Annotated in this window: 20 protein-coding genes; 8 read left to right on the top strand and 12 right to left on the bottom strand. The window is 38.2% G+C overall.

Annotated elements, in window-relative coordinates; genetic code table 11:
* The first annotated feature begins 32 nt into the window (after positions 1-32).
* On the top strand, positions 33-1,613 hold the full coding sequence (locus CXF89_RS05855; RefSeq protein ID WP_007586008.1) for a LysM peptidoglycan-binding domain-containing protein: 1,581 nt from the start codon (positions 33-35) through the stop codon (positions 1,611-1,613).
* A 76-nt stretch (positions 1,614-1,689) separates the two neighbouring features.
* On the opposite strand, the gene CXF89_RS05850 is transcribed toward CXF89_RS05855, so the two are convergent.
* Genes CXF89_RS05850 through CXF89_RS05840 form a run of 3 tightly spaced genes read right to left on the bottom strand, consistent with a single transcriptional unit; the run spans position 1,690 to position 3,216 of the window.
* Positions 1,690-2,139: a flavodoxin gene (locus CXF89_RS05850; RefSeq protein WP_121954066.1), complete on the bottom strand. Its 450-nt coding sequence runs from the start codon at positions 2,137-2,139 to the stop codon at positions 1,690-1,692.
* Positions 2,139-2,903 carry a tRNA pseudouridine(65) synthase TruC gene (truC, locus tag CXF89_RS05845; protein ID WP_121954065.1) on the bottom strand — a complete coding sequence of 255 codons (765 nt, stop codon included), beginning with the start codon at positions 2,901-2,903 and terminating at the stop codon, positions 2,139-2,141. The genes CXF89_RS05850 and truC overlap by 1 nt, the downstream gene beginning before the upstream one ends.
* Positions 2,896-3,216 (bottom strand): YqcC family protein, encoded by a 321-nt coding sequence (locus CXF89_RS05840; protein ID WP_010553682.1) that lies wholly within the window; start codon positions 3,214-3,216, stop codon positions 2,896-2,898. Before CXF89_RS05840 ends, truC begins: the two co-directional genes overlap by 8 nt.
* Before the next feature lie 104 nt (positions 3,217-3,320).
* On the opposite strand from CXF89_RS05840, the gene CXF89_RS05835 reads away from it, so the two are divergent.
* Both CXF89_RS05835 and CXF89_RS05830 read left to right on the top strand, forming a co-directional pair.
* The gene (locus tag CXF89_RS05835) at positions 3,321-4,349 is read left to right on the top strand and encodes a DUF3549 family protein (protein WP_024593673.1); all 1,029 of its coding nucleotides are present in this window, start codon (positions 3,321-3,323) and stop codon (positions 4,347-4,349) included.
* A complete protein-coding gene (locus tag CXF89_RS05830) occupies positions 4,350-4,649 on the top strand; it encodes a DUF3301 domain-containing protein (RefSeq protein WP_002963032.1) in 300 nt (99 codons plus the stop codon).
* An 851-nt stretch (positions 4,650-5,500) separates the two neighbouring features.
* Here CXF89_RS05830 and CXF89_RS05825 read toward each other — a convergent pair.
* Positions 5,501-6,154 carry a GNAT family N-acetyltransferase gene (locus tag CXF89_RS05825; protein WP_121954064.1) on the bottom strand — a complete coding sequence of 218 codons (654 nt, stop codon included), beginning with the start codon at positions 6,152-6,154 and terminating at the stop codon, positions 5,501-5,503.
* Between the two features lie 153 nt (positions 6,155-6,307).
* On the opposite strand from CXF89_RS05825, the gene CXF89_RS05820 reads away from it, so the two are divergent.
* The 3 genes from CXF89_RS05820 to CXF89_RS05810 all read left to right on the top strand — a co-directional run bounded on the left by CXF89_RS05820 (position 6,308) and on the right by CXF89_RS05810 (position 7,694).
* The gene (locus CXF89_RS05820) at positions 6,308-6,544 is read left to right on the top strand and encodes a DUF2789 domain-containing protein (RefSeq protein ID WP_002958240.1); all 237 of its coding nucleotides are present in this window, start codon (positions 6,308-6,310) and stop codon (positions 6,542-6,544) included.
* Between the two features lie 96 nt (positions 6,545-6,640).
* A complete protein-coding gene (locus CXF89_RS05815) occupies positions 6,641-6,907 on the top strand; it encodes a hypothetical protein (RefSeq protein ID WP_007378199.1) in 267 nt (88 codons plus the stop codon).
* A gap of 13 nt (positions 6,908-6,920) precedes the next feature.
* Complete coding sequence (locus CXF89_RS05810) at positions 6,921-7,694, top strand: Zn-ribbon-containing protein (RefSeq protein ID WP_002958242.1); 774 nt, start codon at positions 6,921-6,923, stop codon at positions 7,692-7,694.
* A gap of 63 nt (positions 7,695-7,757) precedes the next feature.
* On the opposite strand, the gene syd is transcribed toward CXF89_RS05810, so the two are convergent.
* Positions 7,758-8,297, bottom strand: a complete 540-nt coding sequence (syd, locus tag CXF89_RS05805; protein WP_121954063.1) for a SecY-interacting protein — start codon at positions 8,295-8,297, stop codon at positions 7,758-7,760.
* 59 nt (positions 8,298-8,356) lie between these two features.
* On the opposite strand from syd, the gene queF reads away from it, so the two are divergent.
* Positions 8,357-9,202 (top strand): NADPH-dependent 7-cyano-7-deazaguanine reductase QueF, encoded by an 846-nt coding sequence (gene queF, locus CXF89_RS05800; RefSeq protein ID WP_024590784.1) that lies wholly within the window; start codon positions 8,357-8,359, stop codon positions 9,200-9,202.
* Between the two features lie 58 nt (positions 9,203-9,260).
* Here queF and CXF89_RS05795 read toward each other — a convergent pair whose 3' ends face one another.
* From CXF89_RS05795 to CXF89_RS05785, 3 genes are read right to left on the bottom strand one after another with little or no spacing between them, the layout of a single operon-like run.
* Positions 9,261-10,148: a peptidylprolyl isomerase gene (locus CXF89_RS05795; protein WP_121954062.1), complete on the bottom strand. Its 888-nt coding sequence runs from the start codon at positions 10,146-10,148 to the stop codon at positions 9,261-9,263.
* 32 nt (positions 10,149-10,180) lie between these two features.
* On the bottom strand, positions 10,181-13,870 hold the full coding sequence (locus CXF89_RS05790; protein WP_121954061.1) for an autotransporter assembly complex protein TamB: 3,690 nt from the start codon (positions 13,868-13,870) through the stop codon (positions 10,181-10,183).
* Positions 13,870-15,594: an autotransporter assembly complex protein TamA gene (locus tag CXF89_RS05785; protein WP_121954060.1), complete on the bottom strand. Its 1,725-nt coding sequence runs from the start codon at positions 15,592-15,594 to the stop codon at positions 13,870-13,872. The genes CXF89_RS05790 and CXF89_RS05785 overlap by 1 nt, the downstream gene beginning before the upstream one ends.
* Before the next feature lie 214 nt (positions 15,595-15,808).
* Here CXF89_RS05785 and CXF89_RS05780 point away from each other — a divergent pair, with 214 nt between their 5' ends.
* Positions 15,809-16,144 (top strand): ribonuclease E inhibitor RraB, encoded by a 336-nt coding sequence (locus tag CXF89_RS05780; RefSeq protein ID WP_007378192.1) that lies wholly within the window; start codon positions 15,809-15,811, stop codon positions 16,142-16,144.
* 35 nt (positions 16,145-16,179) lie between these two features.
* On the opposite strand, the gene CXF89_RS05775 is transcribed toward CXF89_RS05780, so the two are convergent.
* From CXF89_RS05775 to CXF89_RS05760, 4 genes are all read right to left on the bottom strand, one after another.
* Entirely contained in the window at positions 16,180-17,931 is a 1,752-nt protein-coding gene (locus CXF89_RS05775) for a DNA repair helicase RadD (RefSeq protein ID WP_121954059.1), read from the bottom strand.
* A gap of 124 nt (positions 17,932-18,055) precedes the next feature.
* Positions 18,056-18,358 (bottom strand): H-NS histone family protein, encoded by a 303-nt coding sequence (locus tag CXF89_RS05770; RefSeq protein WP_007586043.1) that lies wholly within the window; start codon positions 18,356-18,358, stop codon positions 18,056-18,058.
* Between the two features lie 111 nt (positions 18,359-18,469).
* Positions 18,470-19,348, bottom strand: a complete 879-nt coding sequence (locus CXF89_RS05765) for a tetratricopeptide repeat protein (protein ID WP_121954058.1) — start codon at positions 19,346-19,348, stop codon at positions 18,470-18,472.
* Between the two features lie 1,010 nt (positions 19,349-20,358).
* Complete coding sequence (locus CXF89_RS05760) at positions 20,359-22,971, bottom strand: TonB-dependent receptor (RefSeq protein ID WP_121954057.1); 2,613 nt, start codon at positions 22,969-22,971, stop codon at positions 20,359-20,361.
* Positions 22,972-23,643 lie beyond the last annotated feature (672 nt).

The raw sequence follows: 23,643 nt of genomic DNA, 5'->3' as shown, positions 1-23,643 counted from the left end.
CGCCGAGTTTTTTACCCGATGTATTGGTATTTATGAATAAATCTCCCCTATTAGTAGCCTTGGCGTTAGCGCTAAGTGGTTGTCAAACTGTGACAACTCTAGACTCAGACTCTCAAGTCGCCACGCAAGCAAACCAACAACTCGAAGGCGCAAGTCCTAACGACATTAACAATGCATTGATGGTAAACGCACAATATCAGCAAGTTGACCCTGATGAGCAAGAAGCTCCCGTGTTTGATGATGTATGGGAGCGAATTCGCTACCAACTTTCTATCGAAATACCGCAAAACCGCCCTGTTGTTACTGAACGTAATTATTACGCTCGCCACCAAGCTTATTTAGATCGTATTTCTAAACGTGCAGAACCTTACTTACACTTTATAGTTGAAGAAGTAGAAAAGCGCGAAATGCCAATCGAAATTGCACTACTGCCTATTGTAGAAAGTGCATTTGACCCGTTTGGTTATTCTAATCGCAGCGCATCGGGCATTTGGCAGTTTATGCCTGCAACCGGTGAGCGATTCGATTTAAAACAAAACTGGTGGTACGACGGTCGTCGCGACATAGTGCAGTCGACTCGCGCAGCACTTGACTACTTATCGTATTTACATAAAACACTTGAAGGCGATTGGCTAAATGCGATTGCTGCTTACAACTCGGGTGAAGGGCGCTTGATGCGCGCTATTAAAAAGAATCGTAAAAAGCATTTACCTACCGATTTTTGGTCTCTTGATTTACCTAGCGAAACAACAGCCTACGTACCAAAGTTATTAGCACTTGCCGATTTATTAAAACGCTCAGATGATTTTAACGTTACATGGCAACCAGTAATTAATGCACAAGTGGTTGAAGTGGTTGATGTTGGATCGCAAATAGATTTAGCGCTTGCTGCTGATATGGCTGATATGACGCTTACTGAGTTATACAGATTAAACCCTGGTTTTAACCGCTGGGCAACTGATCCTAATGGCCCTCATTCTTTATTATTGCCTGTTGATAAAGCAGAGGAATTTAGCCAAAAACTAGCAAACACTGATGTTAAAAACAGATTACGCTGGCAGCGTTATATTGTGGCTCGAGGCGACAGCTTATCGGTAATTGCCAAAAAGTTTACAACAAGCTCAAGTGCAATCCGATCGCTTAATAAACTCAAATCAAATACGATTAAAGTAGGCCAAGAGTTATTAGTCCCGCTTACTGATGGCGCTATAAATAGCGAGCATTTACCAAAGCAGATGCGTTTAGCTGCTAATAAAGCAACTCGCACAAAGCTTTCGCACACAGTTAAAAGTGGCGATACATTATGGGACATTAGCCGCGAATATGACGTAACTATGGATGAGCTGGCTAAATGGAATAAGCTAAAGAAAAACTCTGTACTGCGCCTAAATCAAAAACTAACTGTGTATAAGTCAGCTAATAAACCACAAGCAACGGCAAGTACCAACCGTACTATTACATACAAAGTACGCCGTGGTGACTCACTTGCACGTATTGCGTCTAAGTTTAATCTAAGCGTTAACGAAATTATTAAGTGGAATAATTTAGCCGGTCAAAAATACTTACAACCTGGCCAAAAGCTAAAACTTAAAGTAGATGTCAGAAGTAGTTAATTTATAAAACTATATTAAAAGTAAAAAAGTAAAAAGGAGCGCATGCGCTCCTTTTTTAATACTTTAACGTTAAGGATTAAGCAGGTAGTTTTTCTAGCCATACTTTTAACCAAGGCTCGGCTACCGGCCATGGTTCAAAATCTTCACATGCATCTATTTCTAGGCGGTTGCCCACAGGCTTTGCTTGTAAATCGCGAAGTAGCTCGTCAAAGCTTCGCCCTGCGCCACAAAATGTATCGCCGTAACATCTGTCACCCATTGCAATTACACCAAACGGTTTATCGGTAAGCATTGGGAAAGTGCTATTCATTGCAAAGTACAACCCTGCCAAATTACTCGGTACATCACCTTGCCCTGTTGTGGAGGTAACAATTAAAATATGCGATGCATTTTTTATATCATCAAGTGATGCTTCAGTAATTACTGTAGCAGTATGACCCGCTTGCTCAATTGTGGTTGCAACTTCATCGCTTAAACGCTCTGCACCGCCATTAACGCTGCCTACAAAAATACTAATATGTGCCATTAATAATCCTTTTCTTGCTCTGGCCAACCTAGCTGCTTACATATTTCAAGCATGTCTTCACCTAGTGGCGCTTTAATTGTTATTGATTCATTACTATAAGGGTGCACAAAACTAAGCTCTGTTGCAAATAACATTAAGCGTCTTAGCTCAAAATGATCTCTAAAAAATTGATTATGCTGATTATCACCGTGATTTACATCACCAATAATAGGCAGTGATAAGTGCTTTAAGTGTCTGCGAATTTGATGCTTGCGCCCTGTTTTTGGAAAACACTCAACTAACGAGTAACGCACTGTTGGGTACTTACCAATAGGAATTGGCAGTGCAACTTGGTGCAAGCAATTAAACTGGGTTTGCGCTTCTTGCGGTGCTTTGTCTTGATCTGCAAACTTATCGGCTATTTTATCAAGTTCTTCTTTAAGCGGTTTATCTAAAAATACTGACTCTGGCGCAAAGCCGCGCACTAAGGCTAAATAGCGTTTAGCAATAGTACCTTCAATAAATAGCTGGTTCATATCGCGAGCTGCTTCAGAGCTCAGTGCAAACAGCAATACGCCCGACGTAGGTCTATCGAGCCTATGTACTGGAAATACATGCTGCCCTAGTTGGTCGCGCAGCATTTGCATGGCAAACTGGGTTTCGTGTTTATCTAAAAACGAGCGATGCACTAATAAACCTGAAGGCTTATTTATAGCCACATAGTTTTCATCTTGATACAAAATAGTCAGCTCGCCATATTCTATAGGCGCCGGACGCTCACTCATTTGGTTCTCCTAAAAAGGTATCAAGGGCTGTTAGTAATTCAATTATTTCATCGCTCCCTGCTTTACTCACAAGTGTCATTTGCGCCATAGGAGCAATAGCAAAGTTACGAGGCAGTGGTTGTTTATGTGTTATTAATTGCTGTATTTTATTAATAAATACAAATTGTAACCACTGCTCAAACGCCATTGTATCGTGACAAAAAGGAGTATTTGAAAGTAGTGCATCAGCGTCTATTGGCTCACTTTGCCAAAGCGCGTGTTTTTGTAAAAGTGCCGTTAGCTGCACTAAATAAGTTTGGGTTTGCTGGTACATAACCACCCTCTTTTATATATGTAATGCAATTATACCCTGTTCCCTCATAGGCGGCTATGACGTATAATTAATGTAATTTTGCAGTAAAAACAGTTGAGAAAACAATGAGTGATCAAATAGCTACATTAGGTCAGCTTTTAGATGGTGCGGGTACTCAGTGGCGTGCTTTTGATATTGGCAGGCACATTACTAAGCTTGATAAAAAACAATTTTTAGCTATTGAACAAGCTCAAGTGCCTTACCCTTATCCTCTTGCTGGTCATGCTTGGCTCGCTATCCAATTTTGGGATACTAAAGCCAGTAAAGAACCGTATGTATGGTTTTTAAAGTTTCCACTTGATGAGCAAAGTATGCTTGTAAGTGCTAGCCGCGATCACTTTGCTGATATGGTTATTCAAGCGCTAGGTACTGAAATCACAGGTGAGCAAGCCGATGGAAAACTTGATAATAACCCTTATGTTTTTACACCAAACGCAAATAAATTAGCGGCATTTAACGCCCAAGTAAAAGTACTATTAAAACAGCCTGCATCTCAGTATTACGAGCATGCACAGTTATACTTTAGCGGTAAAATTGGTTTTGATAATTGGCAAGGTGTTGCACTGCAGGGTATTGCCGATTTTGCACTACGCTTAGACAGCGATACAAACTTAAGTAATTTGCAAAAAGCATGGGCGCATTTACCTATAGAAGTACTGCAACCACTCAGTGCCATGCTTGAACACGTTGAAATACCAACATCAATGAGTGAGTTACTTGTTGATTACACACAGACCGCAATTAGTAATAACGATACATTAGCTATAACCGCAGCACTAAGATCTGTTTCAAAAGGTCAAGCTCAAGGGTTATGCGCTCAATTAGTTGATACTGTACTAAGCTCGCCGGTAAGGCACGACTCTGACGTGTTACTAACAATAGCTGGGCGGTGTTTTAAGCAATTAGAGAACCCTGAACGCTTACATGTATTTATGGATAATTGCGCACATCATCAAAAAATTGAAGAATTGTTTCCAAGTATTTTTGCTGACTTAGTTGCAATACCGACTATTCGCCCGCATTTATTAGGCTTATTACGTAAAGAAAATCGTAGCGAAACCCTCGCGCGTGCAATTGGAAGGTTATTCTCTTAAATGGCAAGTTTATGGACGTTCATACTTATTGGTAGTGTAATTTACTTATTTTGGCTTAACCGAAAGGTTGCTGAAGCGGCGAACGTTCATGCTAAACGTCAAAGTGAGCAATTGCAGGTGCAGTTGATGAGTGTTGCATGCACAAAACGCCGCTTTGGTTTTTTAAAGAACGGCAAGCCAGGCATCAAAAGTGAATTTATATTTGAATTTTCAAGCGATGGTGAAAATGCTTATCAAGGTGTGTTAATTATGGAAAATGAGTTTTTGAAAAGTGTGGTTGTTCCACCGCATAAAATATAAAACTGAATATACTTTAAGAGTATTTGTCTTAAGTTGATAAACTTAATTCAACACAAAAAACTAAGGCGTAACTAAAGTTACGCCCCAATTGGACTGCATCCTGCTAGATATCCATTATCTTAAATCCGTATTATCATCCCCTGAACGAGTAAACAACCTTGTTTACCCTCACATTGCATCCTGCAATATCCATAGCCACCTTGGCAAACCCACGAAATCTATCGTTTGGCTACATACTGTAGCATCATCCCTGGTAATCCTTTTAAGTAGCTCCTGCCACTTTTTGCATCCTGCAATATCCATAGCCATCTTGGCAAACCCACGAAATCTATCGTTTAGCTACATCCCGTAGCATCATCCCTGGTAATCCTTTAAAGTAGCTCCTGCCACTTTTGCATCCTGCAATGTCCACTTGCCATCTTGGCCGTCCTACGTAAACTAACGCTCCTGCTACTTCCTGTAGCGTCATCCGTGATTATCCTAAAGTAACTCCTAGCTACTAAGTGCTTCATGCACTTCCTTATTCTTCCTTGTATCCGTTTTAGCTTGTCCTTTATGCTTCCTGCTAGCGTCCGCTATGTTGCCTATTCCGTATCCTTGGCAGTAACTCAATCATTGAGCTATGTCGTCTTGACAAAGAGAAGTTTAAAGCAATCAGGGGGGAGAAGTAGGACTTAACACTAAATAAATAAACGTCACAAAAATGAAAAATAAAAATAAACTTTAAATAACAATAACTTGAATGAAAAAAGGCTACTTATTAATAGCCTTTAACTGACAATGCTCACGATAATGTGAGATATATCTCACGGCCTTATGTCCGTTTGGGCGCATTGGCTTACATCATAATTTTAAATAGTTGGCTCAATTATTGATTTAAATAGTAACTCGCCCTCTACTTGGTTAAAAGTAAGGTGTTTAAATGCTTCAAACTTTTCGGTTTTAAAAAATTCAGTGTGTTCTCTACGCGTTACAAATACAGCCATCCCCGTTGACTCAGCGTTACATTTAACTAAATCATCAAGCCCTCGTAGTAAGTAACGACCAAACCCTTGCCCATGAAAATGTGGATCTACGGCAATAAAAGCTAAAAAGTAGTAATTGCCTTTCTCTTTAAGGGCATCTCTAATTGTTTGTTCTTTATCTATTAATTGATTTGTTTGTAAGTAGCCCGCACTCAGCATTAATTTTAAACGCCAGTGCCAATAACGCTGCGCTTGTAATTGGCTATTAGATTCAAATACACACGCTACTGCTTTTAATTTATCGTTGCGGTATAAACCAATTAATGGCTGCTTTTCTTGCCAAAAACTACTGAGCTCTTCGCGAATTAATGATCGTAATTTTTTTTCGTATACTGATTTATTTTCGTCATTGTAGCTAAGCATGTTTTGTAATACAGGATCGTCATGATAAGCCTGATAAATTAGGCTTGCTGCAGTGCTAATATCTTCTGCGGCTAAATACTGTACGCTGAACGTATCAGCTGGCGTGGTTACACTCATTGTATTTCCTTTATTATTTTAGCTGTAGACTGTTTAACTTTATACCTAACTATATACCTAAAATTATTAACCGTAAATTCAGCGAGAGTTTAACTAGCTAGGAGTAGAGTTAATCCTTAGAATAAGTTTTCATTCGTTTAAAGGAGCAATATCATGGATACGACTAAACACGACATCAATACACTATTTGCACAGCTTGGATTACCTAATTCTGATGAACAAATAGATGCATTTATTGCCTCACATGAATTAGAAGACACAACACTACTCCAAGAAGCTTCTTTTTGGGATGAGGCACAACAGCACTTTTTAGCTGAATCGCTTGCACAAGACGGTGATTGGAGTGAAGTAATTGACGAGTTAGATGTACGCATTCGTCAAAGTAAGTAATTTTATTTAATGTACCCTCCCTTATTTATTGCTAACATAGCATCTGCGCAGCATTTATATGCTGCGTATTTATTTTATTAAAGAGTTATATATCTAATGAATTCAGTTGTATTTGATGCAATTAAAGCCCTTCTTGATGAAGGCAAAACCCCTACTGTAGCACTAACTAAAAGCCGTTTGGCACAACCGGTTCCAATGCCGATGATTATTGCAGCAGTAAGCCAATATAAAAACAATCCTGATTCAATTAATAACTTCATGAGAAACCCACAGCAGTCAGATAATACTGAGCTTAAAACAAGTCAATTAGATAGAATTGAGCAAAAACTCGATAAACTTCTTGCACTGCTAGAACAAAAATAATTTGAGACTATAAATGTTCGTTGTTGATTTAACTTTTGATTGCTACCAAGACACCACCCTAGAACAAGCCGAACAAGCAATAAATCGCTTAGTAAATGCACTGCGTTTTAATGGTCAAATAATGGGCGAAGAATTTCCAACCGTTTTAAAAGATGGATTTTTTATTACCCGTGTAATGTGCCCTACTGAAGATGCAATGCACCCGCTAAATAACAGCCCGTTTGTTAAGCACAGTATCGAAAAGTTACATAGTGCTGGGCTACTTGCGCCAAAAGTAAAAGTGATCGGACAAGATATTCACTCCAACGGCGCTGATTGCTGCAAAGAACCATCAAGTTATATTTTATATACAACCTATGTGCATACGTGCAGCCCGCTTTATTGTGGTGATGACTTTTTGCCTGTGCCGCTATTTCGTATTCCGGCAATTGCTAATGGTGACTATAAAACGCTTATAAAATGGCAAGAAGATTGGCAAGCCTGCGATCAAATTCAAATTAATGGCGCAACCCGTTGTGAGTTTCCGGCACTTGAAGAAATATCGAGTATCCAAAGCGACTTATACAGACGCGGAAAAGACATAACAAAGCGAATTAGTTTTTTAACTAAAAAGCCAACCTATTATTATTTGTACCGTGTAGGCGGCGTAGATAAAGCGTCTGAACTTGAACGAAAATGCCCTAGCTGCAATGGCGATTGGAAATTACCTGAGTCGTGGTTTGGGTTATTCGACTTTAGGTGTGAGCCGTGTGGCTTAGTGTCTAATATATCGTGGGATTTTCAGTAACCACTTTAATGAGCGCTTAAAATCAGCTTAGTGATGACGCTAAGCTGATTTATTAAACACGTTTTAAACCTCTAATGCCTTTAAAAAAGCATTAATGTTAGGTGCAAGTACATGGTGTGTTTTTTTGCCTACGTGCTCTAAACATACTTCACCAGTGTGCACCAATACACTCACTAGTAAATCATCTTGATCTGTTAAACCAATAAATACCGTTTCTGGCTGCTTGAGCTTGCGTTTCATTAAAACGTGACCCGTTATATTTTGCTGTAACAAATTAAAGTCTTCTTCGTTCCATGCTTGTAGTAATTCAACCTGATGCCCATCAATACTTGCTGAAATGCTTCCACCGTACATATGCCCATATAGCTCGCTAAGCTCTTTTGGAAACTCAAGCTCAAGTGCACTGGCTAAATCATTAAGCGAACCTGCAGGTTGCTGACGCGCGCCCTGCCATTGAATGTTTCCTTGCTCGTCAACCTCGCCAACTTCACACGGGCTTGGCCATTGTTCGTCGTGCGCAATAAGTGGGTACTTTGCGGTATTTTTCAGGGTATTTTCGCTAAATGTTTGATGAAGTTGTTCTATAAGCAATGCAACAGACATACTGTGAAACTCATTTAAATTAGATATAATGTCCCTATTGTAACTATTTAAGAGCAAACATGACAGATTACAGCAATTCTCCAGACCTTAAAGGTAGCGTATTAGGCCAATCTACTGAGTATGTAGATGTGTACACGCCAAGCTTGCTTTTCCCTATTGCGCGCAAACTAAATCGTGATGCTTTAAATATTGACGAAGCAGAGCTTCCATTTAAAGGCCAAGATATTTGGACAGGTTACGAGCTTTCATGGCTAAACAATAAAGGTAAACCGCAAGTTGCCGTAGCCTTATTTACCTTTGAATGCCAAAGCAGCCATATTATTGAGTCAAAGTCGTTTAAACTTTATTTGAATAGCTTTAACCAAACCCGATTTGAAAGCATTGATGTAGTAAAACAGCACTTAATTGATGACTTATCAAACGCAGTTAACAGCCCTGTCAAAGTGACTTTATACAATCCTGATGATTACAATTGCTTACCGTGTACGGCGCTGCCAGGTGAATGTATTGATGACTTAGATATTGAAATTAATAATTACGATATTGATGCTAATTCACTTAAAGCAAAAAGTGATAACGTAGTTACAGAAACGCTCTATAGCCATTTACTTAAGTCGAACTGTTTAATTACCTCTCAGCCTGACTGGGCAAGTGTGATCATAAGATACACAGGCGAGCAAATATGTCGTGAGTCGTTATTGCGTTATTTAATTTCGTTCAGAACACATAACGAATTTCATGAGCAGTGTGTTGAGCGTATTTATAGCGATTTAACAACACAACTTAATATTAAAGAGTTAGAGGTTTACGCGCGTTATACTCGTCGCGGCGGGCTTGATATAAACCCGTATCGCTCTACGCATTATAACGACACGCCATTTGCAGTTAAAATTAATCGTCAATAGATTTTTTGCACTGGAATATAAATATTGAAAAAGGAGCCTAGGCTCCTTTTTACATTTTTTAATTAACTTCGCGCTTAGTGGGTATGGGCATACCACACACATCAACGTAGTTATGTGCTTTAACAAACCATGGTTCAACACGGTTTTTACGAGCACTAATTAAGTTTTTAAACACCGGTGAGTTTGTTTTCATCACTTTAAATATACTTTTATCGCTTTGTATATCGCCAAGAACTTGTATATTGGTAATTGGGTTAAATACTTTACCTTCAGTTGGTGTACGCGCTAAACGATTAAAATGCTCTATACCTTCGAGCACTCGACCAAACACCGTAATGTTTTTATCAAGGTAGCGTGGGCCTTGTCCTATTGTTACAAAAAACTCCGTACTCGCACTATTTATATCGTTATCGCGCGCCATTGCAAACACACCACTACAATGCACTTGCCATGTTTGCGTATGTGCTGAATTTTGAGCAACTGCAAAGCCGTTTAAAAAGCCAGTAACTGGTGCATATCCGTCGCCATTTAGCTCAGTAATTAAAAGTGGTTTGTTTGTTGTTAAATAAAACTCAGCAGGGACTGTTTTATCTGCCGTTTTAATTAACTTTTTACCCGAGCTGTCGCCACCTTGCGCTACAAAACCCTCAACAAACCGATAAACGCTAGTATTTTTATAAAACCGTTCTCGCGCTAACTTTTTAATGTTTTGAACGTGCTTTGGGGCAAGCAGTTCATTAAGCTCAATGTACGCATCGCCCGTTGGCAGCGTTATCTTTAAAATATTTTGAGCGTTCACTACTCGCCAGTCATTATCTGTTGCACTAGCAATTACTTCACTCGCGCTCAATAAAGGTAGCTCTTGATTAGCAACATCATCACCGAGTTGTTGAGCACAACCGCTCAAAAAAACACTAAGCAGAGCTGGCAATATAATTTTTTTCATCGCTTATATCCTTATAATTATTATAGTTTTGGTTATTCCCAATCAAACTTATATAGCACATCAACATTTTGGTATAGGCCGCTCGTTATTTCTATGTATAACTGTGAAAGTAACTGATAACGCACAGCCACTTCACTGAGCGAATCAAATACACCCACGCTATATTTAACTTGCAAACTGGGTGCTACGTATCCTGATATTTCTACTTTGGTACTATCACCACTACCTGATGAGCTTAAACTTACATCTGACAACCCAAAGGTTTCACCGACCTTAGAAACAACCCCTTCGCTGCGGCTAACCCCTTGAGAAAGTAATAACTGTGTAAGCATAGCATCGCTTGACGAACTTTCTCCATCACCTAAAGGTTGGCCATTAAGTAAATATGCAAGTGCTTGTGCTTGATCCATCGCAGGCTCAGAAAATATTTTGAGCGTTGGTTGTTCAACATTACCTGTGAGCGTAACCCCTGCAATCACACCATTTGCAGTCGTATCGGGGTTACGTATTGCTTTAATATTTAAAAATGGTTGTTCAATTGAACCGCTAAAACCTACTTGCCCTGTGCTGATTATTAAATCTTGCCCAAAGGCTAAGTAAGTACCTTCAATTAAGTTAAGCTCACCTGTGGCTATAATTGGCGCACCTTGACTCATTTTTATCGCTAAATCACCCGCAACTTTTGATTCCAAGCCAAACGACTCTACTTTTACATCGTTTTTAACAATCACTTTTAAATCTATGTCGTAATCAAACGGAACTGTTTCGGTGGCCTCGGTATTTTGATCAACAATAATTTCATCATCGCTAACTTGCACCGCGCCCTCAGGAAGCTCTTCAATCATTATACGACCGTAAGGCACAACTACCTCACCAGCAAGCTTGAGTGCATTATTAGCCAAGCCTATTTTTAAATCCGGCGATACTTTAAAAGTAACCCCTTGCTGCGCGCGTACATAAAACTGCTCGCCAACTACAGCCACATTTACAGCAGGTTGCGCACCTTGCCAATCAACATCACCGGTTATATTTATTTTTCCGCCCTGATTGTCGTTTAAGTTGCCTTTTATTGTGGCTGTTGCTTTATCAAACAATACATTTATATTTGATTTTTGCAGCGCTATAGGTAGTTGCTCGCCCTCTAAACTAATATCGCTAACATTAAGCTCCCCATTTAATAAAGGATCTTTTAACGTACCTGCTAACGCCACTTTACCGCTAATATCACCTTTTAACTGCTCGAGGGTTTCAAGAAAAGGTTGTAAGTCTGAAAGGAGTATTTTATCAATATTTATAGTGCCGTTAAGCGCTTGCGTATTTTGTATATCGTCGATATTAATTTGTGTATTAATTTTGCCTAATACACTTGATTCTAAATTAGCTTCAAGCTTGCCAATTTGAGAATCCGAAAACGCACTAATACTTAATGTTTCGATTGGTAATTTAAAACGATCTTCTTCCGAGGTTAGCACTGCTTCTAAGTCGCTAGAATCGATATTTGCGCGTAATGTTTTAAGCGCGCCGCTTTGCCAATTAAGTGCTATATCGCCAGCTATATTACCGCGAGTACGAATGCTATCAGGTAAAAAGTGCTTAAGCTCCTCAAGTGCTAAGTTGCTTAGTTTAGCATTTAACTGACCGAGATTTTTTGACTGCGCTAAGGTGTCTATGCATAATTTACTTTGCTCAGATGCCCAACAATGTGCACTTACATCAAAGTCGCCACTTTGTGTATTAACCATAATGGCAATATTTTTAGTATTACTAAAACTAAGCTTTTTATCGCTAAGCGTTACATTACTAAGCTCGCCATTCCAAGTGATATTATTAACTTTGCCATTAACTTCAAGCTCTACACTGCCTTGCTCAGCATCTACAAATGCCGTAAGTTGGTGATCTGTTTTGTCGCCGCTAATATCAATTTTAACGCTATTGATTTGTTGTTCGGCCACAAGCGCCGAACCAACACTTACCGAAACATCGGTTTGCCAATCGGCTGCGGTATCTAACTGCCCTTTTACTGATAATTTATTAATGTTTATTTCATCAAAAATAAAGCGATCTAGTATTAGTGCTAAATCAACAGAGGGCGTTAACCTTTCCCCTCTCACTTTTAAATTTGCGTTGCCGTCGGCAGTAAATGGAATATTAGCTTTTTCATCACTTTTTAGCGTTACTTTGCCATCAACCTGCCAAGTATCATCAACTTGCCCGCTTAGTGCTAATTTATTGGTGCCGCTACTTAAATAAAAGCTATCAATATTAGCTTTTAACGTGTTGTCGAGCTTAAAGTTTGAGGCAAATTCTAGTGGCACGTCGTTAAATAATCCGCTTAACTTTGTATTATTCATTTGTAGCTGCCACTTATCGTCAGCTGCATTAAACGAGCCTTTAAACTGTCCCGAAATATCACTGGTAGCGGCATCAGTTAAGTACTGCGCTTTTAAGTTAGCAACCGTGCCATTAAAGTTAGCCTGTATGCCTTTTTGCCAATCAACATTGGCTTTTATAGTTGCACTGCTTTCGTTTGCTTTAATGCTTAGCGCTTGTAAAGTTGCTTTGGTAAGACTGCCTTTTAATTGGGTATTTAAGTCAACAGCTGGGTACGCGCCTAGTTGGCTATTCGCCTGTAGGCTAAGTTGATAGTCGTCAGCATTACCTTGTGCATTAAGGCTTACATTTCGCACTTTAAGCTCATTACTTTGTGCATCAATAAGCCACTGTTTAATTTTGCCATTTAACTCAAACGGATAGTTTTTCTGCTTTAAATTTGCCGTTGCCGTTAAACTAAGCGGATATTGTCCCTGCGTTTCTAAATTTAAGTTTAGATTTGATAAGTCGCCATTCAACTGCAAATTGGCTTGGTGCTCGTCACTTTGTAAAACAACATCCCCTTTCACGGGCAAATTCCCTGCAAGCTCAGCATTAAGATGCGTATTAAGCTGCCACTGTTCATACTTTGCTGAGAATGACTCTAAATTAATAACCGCATCTTCCACACTTAATTGCAGCGAGATGTTTTCAATAACATGTTGGGCTTCGTTTTGCTCAATCGTAATTTTAGCTATTTCAAAGTCTTCAACAACTAAATCAAGTGGCGAAGTAAATTCTATATTAGGCAATGCGGGTAGGTGCGTTAAAGGCGCTTGAGTATTTTGCGCCGTTTGTGTTTTCGCATCTTGTTCTTGCTCTTTTAAGGCAATAAGTATGGTGGGAATATTCAGGCTTTTAACCGTCAGCTTTGAACCCTCTGCTTTTGCTGAGAGTTTAAAGTTATTAACGCTTACGTTTGCACTTGGATGCTCTAGAGTAAATTTATTGATCGCAATGTTTTTTACAGCAATATTAAAAGGTAAGCTGATTTTTTCAAGCGGCTCTGCCGCGGCTTCTTCTTGTGACTCTGCAGTTTTTGGTAATGTTAAATTTATAGATTTAGCACTTAAGTTATCTATACAAATTCCATCGCACTGCCACCAAAACAAATCAATTTTCAATTGTTGTGCATTAAAGTCCAATCCGTTGCTAGCAAAGCGTACATTAAAGGCATCATTATAAATAAAACGGCCATCTTTAATTTCAATATGTAGTCCATCTACCGCTTTGTTTGCACTATAAGCAATAAATTGATTACCGGGTGCGGTAAATAACAAACAAAATAGTGCAACAACTAACGTGACAAAAATAGCACTTACGGCGGCTGTTATCTTTTTTAATACTGACATTAAATTTCTGGCCCTATGGTAATACTTAAACGTGTGCTTTTACTTTCTTTTGTTAATCCCCAAGCGTGGTCTATACGCACAGGGCCTACAGGTGTTAAATAGCGAAAACCAAAACCAGCACCTACTTCAAAGTCATCCGAAAAATCATTAGTCGCAGTACCACCATCAACAAATAAAGCTGCTCGCCAATTTTTAGCAACCTGATAGTTGTACTCTATTGTACTGGTTAGTAAGTATTTACCACCGATGAGGTCGCCATCATCATTTTCTGGCGATATTGATTGATATGCAAAGCCACGAACGCTTTGATCACCACCAGCGTAAAAGCGCAGTGAGTAAGGTACGTTTTCAATATCATCAACAAGCATTGCCCCCACATTCGCTTTTAAAAACACCAAGTGGCGGTCAAAATAAGTGCGTAGCCATGCATGTTGCATTTGCACCCTAATCAAATTAGTACTCGAAAGCACATCATCTAAGCCAAACTCAGCAGATATAAGCCACTGCTCTCCCCAATAAGGAGTCGTGCCGCCTTTTGATTTTTTGCGCGCATAGCTAATGCCAGGCATTAACATTTCGGTACTTGCTTCGTCTTCATCACCGATGCGGTAGGTTTCTTGGTCGCGGCGTAAAAATGCAGTACGCACCCACTTATTTTCGGTTAACCATTGGCGCTGTAATTGGCCAGTTAATATTTCGCTGTAGGTATCTTCAGCGAGCTCATCTTCTAATTTATAACCGACAGAAAAGCGCCATAGATCATCGTTAGGATCATCTACAGGTACGGTATAAGCCATTGAAATATTCTGCTGTTTTTCAGAAACATTGAGATTTGTTTCTAAATAATGCCCATTTTCTGTAATCCAAGGCTTCGTCCATTTAAAGCGAACCCTAGGCTCTGTTTCAGTGAAGCCTGCTCCTATTTCAAAACTATTCGCAGGCTTGGATGATACCTCTACTTTAACAGGTACTTGGCCATTTTTACGTGCAACAATATCGGTATAAACACGCACGCTTGCAAAATAAGGAGTGCTTGATAAGTCAAGATTGTAGTCTGCTATTTTTGTTGACTTATAAGGCTGTCCTTGAGTAAAGGGGGCTAAAGAACGTATATATTTTTCAGCTGGGTTATTACTAGCAATTTGTATATCGCCAAACTGATACCTAACTCCGGTATCAATTATGAAAGTAATAACAGCACTATTTTTTTTAAGCGATACTTCTAATTTGCGCGCTGGCCACTTAGCATCAAAATAACCAAGCTCTAGTAGCATAGATTCTATTTTTTTATGAGCAGAGTCATATTTACCATGATTTAAAACATCACCTTGCTTTAAGTGATTGCTTTTAATCAATGCCTGTAATTGGGTATCGCTTTGACCATCACCGTTTAGCGTAATATTAATTGCTTCTATGCGAGTTGCAGGCCCCCGTTCAACTTTAACAATTAGTTCGCTGTCGTCTTTATCATAAATAACCTCGACGGTCGGGCTATAATAGCCAAGTGCTTTGATACTATTTAGTACTTGTTTTTGAGCATAGCGGCGAAGTGTACGGGTTGGCTTCTCGCCAATTAACTGCTTGAGGTAAAGAGCTACGTTATTTTCTAAATCGCCACTTAACCCTTCAATTTCGTAATCTTCTATGACTTTTTCTGCCGCATAGCTATTTGTCGCAATTAAAGCGCTCACAACACACATGCAACGTAAAAACTTAATAAACAAGTAAATATCCTTACTTTTAATATCTAACAAAAAACTGTTTAATTACCCGCATATTAGCATAGCCATAATGAGCAACACATTAACTTAATAACAATCTAACGCGTAAATTTAACTTTGAATAAATATCAGCATAATTAAAATTAGTACGCGTTAAGACAATATTTTAGTTACAATAGTGCCTACGAATAAAAAATTAATTTTAAATGAGTTTTTAATGCAATTCCCTGATGATGATAACGGCCAACTTTTAGCCGAAATAGCCGCTGCTGGCATTGATTTAAATAAAATGCACCAAGTCGATTTTTTTATTTTATTTGAACAAGAAGCCGATGCTGAAAAATTTGCTAAAGAAATAGTCTCTGATGCATTAGTTCAAAATGCTGAGCTTGAAAAATGTAAAGACACTGGCGTTTGGGAAGTAATCACTCAAGTACAAATGGTGCCAGAGCACACCCTTCTAGGACAAGCAGAGCAATACATTGAAAGTATTGCTAATAGCTTTAATGGATACGGTGATGGCTGGGGATTAATGGACGGTGACGAGGCTTAATCGCCTTTTAGTTCAATGTACTCTATCAGTTAAGCTTAGCGGCTTAACTGATTTGCCTTTCTAAAACCCCCTTTATAGTCAAATAGCTTATCAGCCACTTTCCAACCATACTTTTTGCTTTTTCGTGCAATAACAAAATCCGGTGGTACTAATTCAAATTGTGCGTTTACTACTTGCGCTGCAGTTTTAAAATTAATAGGTGTTTGCCCAAGTCCTACTCGTAGACCAAATTGCTTGTTAAATATAAATTGCCCGCCTTTATTTGCGAGGTTATATACCTCATCGCAACTTGCACCATCTTCATCAAAATACGTTATTTTAATAAGTTCATCTTTAATTTGAGTTACCGATAACCCACTACATCGAAGCACAAGTGCGTCTTTTAAGTTTAATGCATTACGTAACTTATCATCAGGGTCGGCCATTACCGCGCCGCAATCGTGACATTTACGTGCAGCAATATCATTTTGGGCACCGCACTGCTCACACTCTTTAAACCTAAAACGATAATCGCACTGCTCTTTATGCCCATCATCATCTTCTAACAGCCCTTTACAGCGCCTGCCAAAGTGCTCTATTACTTTTCCTGCGGAATCAGTTTTACCCCAAAATATATTCGCAAAACCACAGCCAGGACAAAGTACCTGCACAGGTTCATTATCACTATCGCCTTTTTTATCGCCTACTTCTGGGTGAAATAAATTAAAACCATTGCCGGCATAATCTATTACTAAGCAATCCGTTTTTGATTCAGATAGCCTCAAGCCTCGCCCCACAATTTGTTGATATAAACTAACTGATTCTGTAGGTCTTAAAATAGCTATAAAGTCGACATGTGGCGCATCAAAGCCGGTTGTTAGTACCGATATATTAACTAGATACTTTAATTGCTTAGCTTTAAATTGCTTAATGATTTTATCGCGCTCAGTGTTTGGCGTATCACCTGTTATAAGTGCACTTTGCTGAGCTGGCAAATAGCTTAATATTTCCTGAGCATGCATTACCGTGGCTGCAAAAACCATAACACCTTCACGCTCTTCACTGTATTGAATTACTTGCTGTAATATAGCTTTCGTTGCGCGCTCACTGTTTTTTAAAAGCGCATTCATATCATCAGTCGTATATTGCCCAAATGCATTGCTATCTAAAGACGAAAAATCATAATGGCTAATCGCTGCATCAACTTCGTTTGGCGGCGTTAAATAATTATGTTTGATCATATACCTGAGTGGTAATTCAAAAATACAACTTTTAAACGGGCTTTCATTAGTCCCTTTAACAAAGCCATGATAATGATGATGGTATATCCACCCCGTTCCTAGCCGATAAGGTGTTGCTGTTAAACCCAATACTTTTAACTGAGGGTTATATTCTTTTAAACTACTTATTACTTTTCCGTACTGGCTTTTTTTATCCCCATTTACCCTGTGGCATTCATCAATAATAAGTAACGAATAATGCTCATTTAATTTATTTAAATTACGAGAAAGTGATTGCACACTGGCAAAGGTTACTTGATGGTTTAATGACTTTTCTTTTAAACCTGCTGAAAATATACTCGCCTCTAAACCAAAACTTTTATATTTTTGCGAATTTTGCTCTACTAACTCTTTGACATGAGCAAGTACTAATATTTTTTGCTTAGCAATACGGGCAAGTTCAGCAATAACAAGGCTTTTACCTGCACCGGTCGGTAGCACAATAACGGCAGGATCATTACTCTTTCTAAAGTGTAAAACGGTGCGTTCTACGGCTTCTTGCTGGTAAGGTCTTAGTTTATAGCTCATGGGAAAACAAATAGGTTTGAGTGAAGAGATTTTAGCAAATAATAGCTGGGAGTTTTAAACTTTAATTATATTTTATTGAGGGGGAAACAAAAAAGAGAAGCCGAAGCTTCTCTTATATTTAGCTTTAGGCTAAAAATTTCTCAAGCTCAACACCTTCAAACGCTTTAGGACGACGGCCACGGCCTGTCCATTCAATAGTCTCACCATTAAGTTCCATACGGTACTTAGGCTTAACTTTAGTACGTTTGTCAGATGCTCCATCTTGTAAATCTTCTAGCGTAAGTCCTTTTTCTTTTAAAAGATCCAAAACTTCCTGTTTCGCTTTTTGCTGCTGGGTATATTTTGAAATTGCATCATTGATAAGCTGTTGGGCTTTTTCAAGATCCGTTAATGATGCTGTTTTAATAAAAGATCGGACTTCTTTCATTTATATCTCGCTAAATAAGTAAATCAAGTTTGATAGTATTGTAATTTAATACGTTAGAACAAACCAAGTAATACTTTAAATTACTATGTTATATTGAATTTAAGTCAAATACTACAAATCAACTGGCCTCATAGCCTGTGTTAATGTTGGATCAGAAAACTGCCACTGCATATCTCTAATAAATCTTTCAATTTCAGTTGGATCGACAATAAATCCGCAATTGGAATCTTGATTTCGGCAACCCATTCCAACTACATTTGAACCCGTAGGTTTGCCTGGAGCAGGTATATATCTCAGTGCAGCTAGCAATTCATCGAACATGTCGTTTAACGATTCTGATTTAACTTCAATCCTCTCAATTGATAAGTTAGGATCTGTTTGTGGCAGTTTTATACCTAGAGAGATCAAGCGAAGATTAGACTCTTCTACAAAATATGCTGACTTTTTATAATACTCAACAGCTTTTTCTTGGTTATTTTCCTCTAATTCATAATACTTTGCTAAAACAAACTGAGCTTTATGATAGTCCTCATTGGATGCAGCCTCTAAATAAGTCTTACCTTTTTTATAATCTTTATCAATTAGTTTACCATCAATATAAAATAGACCTAAAAAGTAATTTGCTGCAGTAACGTCATTTTTAGCAGCCCACTCTAACCAATTAATTCCTTTTTTAACTTCAACATTTCCACCTTCACCATTTAAATACATTAACCCTAGTTTAAATTGGGCTGTGGGACTTCCATATTTCGCACTATTCAAAAAATAACGTCGTGCCTTACTATGATTTTTTTCTATACCGTACCCTTTGTAATAAAATGTCCCTAATACTTCCGTCGCCTGTGGGATATCTTTGCGCGCATATTTTTTAAAATCTTTAAAACGTTGCTTACATACTTTTGTATCGCACTCAGTAATTTCTTCTGAACGGCCATTCTGACTAAACAGTAATACACTTAAAATGAGCAGTAACTTTACTATCGCTTTCATATTTCCCTCTTTATAAGAATTATATCCATTAATCAATCTTAAACTCTATAACGTACTAAGTTTAAATTATATACAACATTTAATATAATCAATAATTAAGGTATTTCCAACTTTAATTAAAAATAAAAAGTTAAATACACTTTAATACAAAAAAATTGAGAAGCTTTGAGAGCTCTTGAATAACTCCTTGGCTATGTGAGAGGCGAATTACTTTGAGAAATTCAGATTTTTTAGTGCAAACTTCTAGCCCACTCAAAATTATTAATAACATCAAACCTATTAAGTAGAAAAACTCGTAGACTTGCTTCCTTTATCGCTCACCTAAGAAACTTATAAAATGACCAGGGTTGTTACTTTAAGGTAAAGAAGGCTGACATTAGAATCAATAGTTTGATTTTTGGTCTGCATAGTAATTGATAATGACAAACAGCTGAGAATAAATCTCATTTTGAAATTCCACTTAAAGAATATTCTATATAAAGTTATTAACGCATTAGGATACAGTGATAAATCAATTCAACTTACATTGAGCCAATTGGCCAACGCTTCCTTATATACTTATTGCTAGGTTAGTTACTCGAAAAGAAAATCATAAGTATACTGACCTTGATGACAGAGCCAATGAGTTACCTATCAGCCGAATATTAGTAATTTATATAATCATTGGTCATCAAGAAAAAGCATTATATGCTTGGTAATCAATTAATATTAAGAAGTTTTTTACGTACAGATAATGGGGTGCACAACACACTTAAGAGAGGTTTTTTACCGTACCAACTGAGTTTTATTAGTCGTTTATTTAAAATAATAAGGTTAGTGTATTCCTTAGTAGCGGCAATAATACCTAGTTATTTTATACGACCACAGAAAGCTTACTTCTACGGCTTCTAGGAGAGGAAGTTTCGTCAGAATCAGCCAAGCCCTGAAAGCAATGGTATGCCAGAAACAAAAATGCCGCTCACCTTAAGTGAACGGCATTACTAAATAAATTCTGCATTTGGTTACTGCTATCAGAATTTTATAGTATAGCTAACTCTATAATCACGACCGTAGTTGTTGTATAACTCAGGGTTAGTATATTCACCTTTAGAATTTAGAACTGGATCTTCATCTGTTAAGTTATTAACAGCAAGACTGATCGAGCCTAAATCACCTGCATCATAAGTATAGTTAAGGTTATGAACCAACCAGCTATCTAAGCGACCAGTCTGAATTAATACACCATCTTCATTTGGAATTTCATTTTCAGATGTTGATGCTGTGTAAGACATATTCCATGCAACACTGTGCTCATCTAATGACCAACTTATCGTTGTATTCGATTTATAATCCGGCTGGCCACTCCAATCCGCTGTATTATAGACCCTACCTCCAACTTCTTCCTCATAAGAAAAGGTAAAGCTGTTGACAGAGTTAAAGCGGAACATACCTACATTAGTATCAACATTACCATACAGAGTTAAATCTAGACCTTCAATTTCGAAACCATTACCATTGAAATATCCCGTACCAGCTTCTAGTAAGCGACCATTTTCAGCACGGATTAGATAAAAGGTCTCATTGGATGTATCTGACCCAGGTAAGAACGAAGAAATTAAACCTGCCGACTCATCTGATAATAAACTTTGAACGGTTTTAGTTTGTATTACGTCATCGATTGATAAATTAAAGTAATCTACTTTAACGCCAAAGTTTTCAACAATATCCCAAGCAACTCCAAAGTTTAAATATTCTGAAGTTTCTGCGCCTAAATCAGGATTAGATTTATAATATGTATCAACTTGCTGATCTGATGTACTTCCTTGAGCAAAATCGGTTGCGTCCTCAGCACTAAATGTTGTTGCAGCATTTAATTCATCTAAACCTGGAGCACGGAATGCCTCAGAATATGAAGCGCGAACAACAACAGTATCCGTTGCCTGCCAGCGAATTGAAGCTTTTGGTGCTAAATTATCGCCAAAATCTGAATAGTCATCATATCTAACAGCTAAATTCACTTCAACTGTATCTGAAACCGGTAGAGCCGCTTCGTAGAAAAAGGCTGTTATATCACGCTCTCCTCTAGCACTATTACCGGCTGAACCACCGATTAGTCCTGCCTCAGATTGACCATCATAAATATCGGCATAAGTTTGCTCTAAATACTCAGCTCCAAAATAATGTGCTACATCGCCACCTGGTAATTCAAATAAATCAAAGCCAAAACCTGCGTTAATTTGATTAAATGTTGATGATGAGTTTTGTAAAGTGGTAGCTTTCATATTAGCTACACCAACGTCTGATGTAAGAGGAATACCATTCGCTTCGTTATGTGCAAGCCCACCATAACTCAGGTAATAGGTGCCAACCGATTTGTTATCAGCTTTATTTGTATGAAAATAAATATCCCAAGTAGCATTGTTCCAATCTAAATCTCCGCGTAAACCAGTTAAATAATCTTGGCTATAATCATCTACATTACCATCACGCGTACCTAAATCAGCCCAGCGCCATAAACCTAATGCTCCATCTTCGCCATAAGGATTTACTGGGTTATCAGCACTCAATGATGCCCATTGTGCAGCAGCCGGCGCGTAACGGCCGAATGAACTATTTTGTACAAACATTGCACGTCCGTACCACTCAACTGAATCACTTAATTCATAATTTGAGTCTATGTAAACTGTATTACGATCAATAGAAGCTTTATTATAAGATACATTAGCGTGCGCATACATGCAGTAATTAGAGCCTGGTGCATAATCAGTATCTGCTGCTATTTCTTTAAACGCATCATCACCATATTTTGCAGCTTGATCTGCACAAATTGGAGATGCTTGTGCCTCAGAATAATCAGGTGATAAAACTGTTGCGCCATACCAAGACCAGCCTACAGTTTCATCATATGCTTGAATAGTACCATCACCATCACGGTCGATTAGTTGTGGTGCTGTATAAGATCTGTCGCGATCAGCAATCCCCTCTCTTTTTTGATGATCGAATGCAATTGTTACATTACCTTTATCGGTAGAGTACCCTGCCGTTACAGAAAAGCCTGTATTGGTAGTACCTTGATCTTGCTCGCGATGACCGGCTTCAGCTTGAAATTGTAAACCCTCATAATTCTTTTTCATTATGATGTTTACTACACCAGCCATTGCATCTGAACCATAAGTAGATGATGCACCATCGGTTAATATTTCAATACGCTCAACAGCTGCCATTGGAATAGAATTCAAATTTGCAGATTGACCACCTAATGTAGGTGAACCAGGCATGCGTTTGCCGTCTAGCAGAACAAGAGTTCGGCTCGAGCCAGCTCCACGTAAATTGATAGTAGCTTGAGATTGAGCTGAACTACCCGAGCGCTCAGAGAATGAGCCAAAAGAGTTAAAACTACTTCCTCGTAATGCATCAGCAACAGTAAAATTACCCTCAACCTTCATATCCGCTGAAGTAATTATATTTACAGGTGATGCACCTTCAAGATCAGTTCGCTTAATACGAGAGCCTGTTACTTCAATACGCTCTACTTTGTCCACTCCCGTCTCCGCAGCAAATGAACTTGCAGAAAAAGCTGCTGTTGAAGCAGCACCAAAAGCGATCGCCAAGCGAACAGCATTTGAAACTTTATTATTTAACATTTAATTTTCCCTAGAATACTATTTTAATTGTTTTATTTTCAAAACGGTCTGTAATTAATCACAATACCTATTTCGATTTGAATAGTAGTCCCAACTTATGCAAAAGGTCAACACTTAGCTAACCAAATAAACCCTTTTATTTACAACGATCTAACGCAACAAAAAACAAACATGATGTTATTTTTGCATTATTGCAAAACATTAACTTTTGTTTTTTTTGCAAAATTAAATCTTAATAATCATCTTAAGTAAGTTACTAATTTTCTTTTAGGGATGAGAAATATAGATATAAAAGTAGCAAAAAATGGTGAGATAGAAGCGAACCGGAAAGCACGCACAGATATCCCGCTAAAAAATGCTTAGGCACAGTTTTAGGTAACAGTAGTATAAATATGCAACATACATTGTCCCTTATTCAAAGCAACAGAGGAGATATGCTATCGTTATGACTGGAGCAATATGACGCAACTAATGACTTTTATAACTCAACGATATTAAAACACTGCCCTAATTCGTCGGACTATAGAGTAAATTTGAAGCTGGCTTTCAACAACACAATTTAATAAAGCTTTGTTTAAAGAATACGAAGACGGCTGCGACTCTATCAGTTGAAGTGACAGCCTCATTAGGTATGCCCCAAGAGACATAATTATAGATGGAGAGATTTTATTG

It is taken from the genome of Pseudoalteromonas sp. MelDa3 (assembly GCF_002863625.1).
Classification (GTDB): domain Bacteria; phylum Pseudomonadota; class Gammaproteobacteria; order Enterobacterales; family Alteromonadaceae; genus Pseudoalteromonas; species Pseudoalteromonas arctica.
This window is presented reverse-complemented; position numbering and strand designations above follow the sequence as displayed.

Bases quoted from the DNA above. Each gene is read 5' to 3' on its own strand.
- CXF89_RS05855 (WP_007586008.1), top strand. From the start codon at position 33: ATGAATAAATCTCCCCTATTAGTAGCCTTGGCGTTAGCGCTAAGTGGT.
- CXF89_RS05850 (WP_121954066.1), bottom strand. From the start codon at position 2,139: ATGGCACATATTAGTATTTTTGTAGGCAGCGTTAATGGCGGTGCAGAG.
- truC (WP_121954065.1), bottom strand. From the start codon at position 2,903: ATGAGTGAGCGTCCGGCGCCTATAGAATATGGCGAGCTGACTATTTTG.
- CXF89_RS05840 (WP_010553682.1), bottom strand. From the start codon at position 3,216: ATGTACCAGCAAACCCAAACTTATTTAGTGCAGCTAACGGCACTTTTA.
- CXF89_RS05835 (WP_024593673.1), top strand. From the start codon at position 3,321: ATGAGTGATCAAATAGCTACATTAGGTCAGCTTTTAGATGGTGCGGGT.
- CXF89_RS05830 (WP_002963032.1), top strand. From the start codon at position 4,350: ATGGCAAGTTTATGGACGTTCATACTTATTGGTAGTGTAATTTACTTA.
- CXF89_RS05825 (WP_121954064.1), bottom strand. From the start codon at position 6,154: ATGAGTGTAACCACGCCAGCTGATACGTTCAGCGTACAGTATTTAGCC.
- CXF89_RS05820 (WP_002958240.1), top strand. From the start codon at position 6,308: ATGGATACGACTAAACACGACATCAATACACTATTTGCACAGCTTGGA.
- CXF89_RS05815 (WP_007378199.1), top strand. From the start codon at position 6,641: ATGAATTCAGTTGTATTTGATGCAATTAAAGCCCTTCTTGATGAAGGC.
- CXF89_RS05810 (WP_002958242.1), top strand. From the start codon at position 6,921: ATGTTCGTTGTTGATTTAACTTTTGATTGCTACCAAGACACCACCCTA.
- syd (WP_121954063.1), bottom strand. From the start codon at position 8,297: ATGTCTGTTGCATTGCTTATAGAACAACTTCATCAAACATTTAGCGAA.
- queF (WP_024590784.1), top strand. From the start codon at position 8,357: ATGACAGATTACAGCAATTCTCCAGACCTTAAAGGTAGCGTATTAGGC.
- CXF89_RS05795 (WP_121954062.1), bottom strand. From the start codon at position 10,148: ATGAAAAAAATTATATTGCCAGCTCTGCTTAGTGTTTTTTTGAGCGGT.
- CXF89_RS05790 (WP_121954061.1), bottom strand. From the start codon at position 13,870: ATGTCAGTATTAAAAAAGATAACAGCCGCCGTAAGTGCTATTTTTGTC.
- CXF89_RS05780 (WP_007378192.1), top strand. From the start codon at position 15,809: ATGCAATTCCCTGATGATGATAACGGCCAACTTTTAGCCGAAATAGCC.
- CXF89_RS05775 (WP_121954059.1), bottom strand. From the start codon at position 17,931: ATGAGCTATAAACTAAGACCTTACCAGCAAGAAGCCGTAGAACGCACC.
- CXF89_RS05770 (WP_007586043.1), bottom strand. From the start codon at position 18,358: ATGAAAGAAGTCCGATCTTTTATTAAAACAGCATCATTAACGGATCTT.
- CXF89_RS05765 (WP_121954058.1), bottom strand. From the start codon at position 19,348: ATGAAAGCGATAGTAAAGTTACTGCTCATTTTAAGTGTATTACTGTTT.
- CXF89_RS05760 (WP_121954057.1), bottom strand. From the start codon at position 22,971: ATGTTAAATAATAAAGTTTCAAATGCTGTTCGCTTGGCGATCGCTTTT.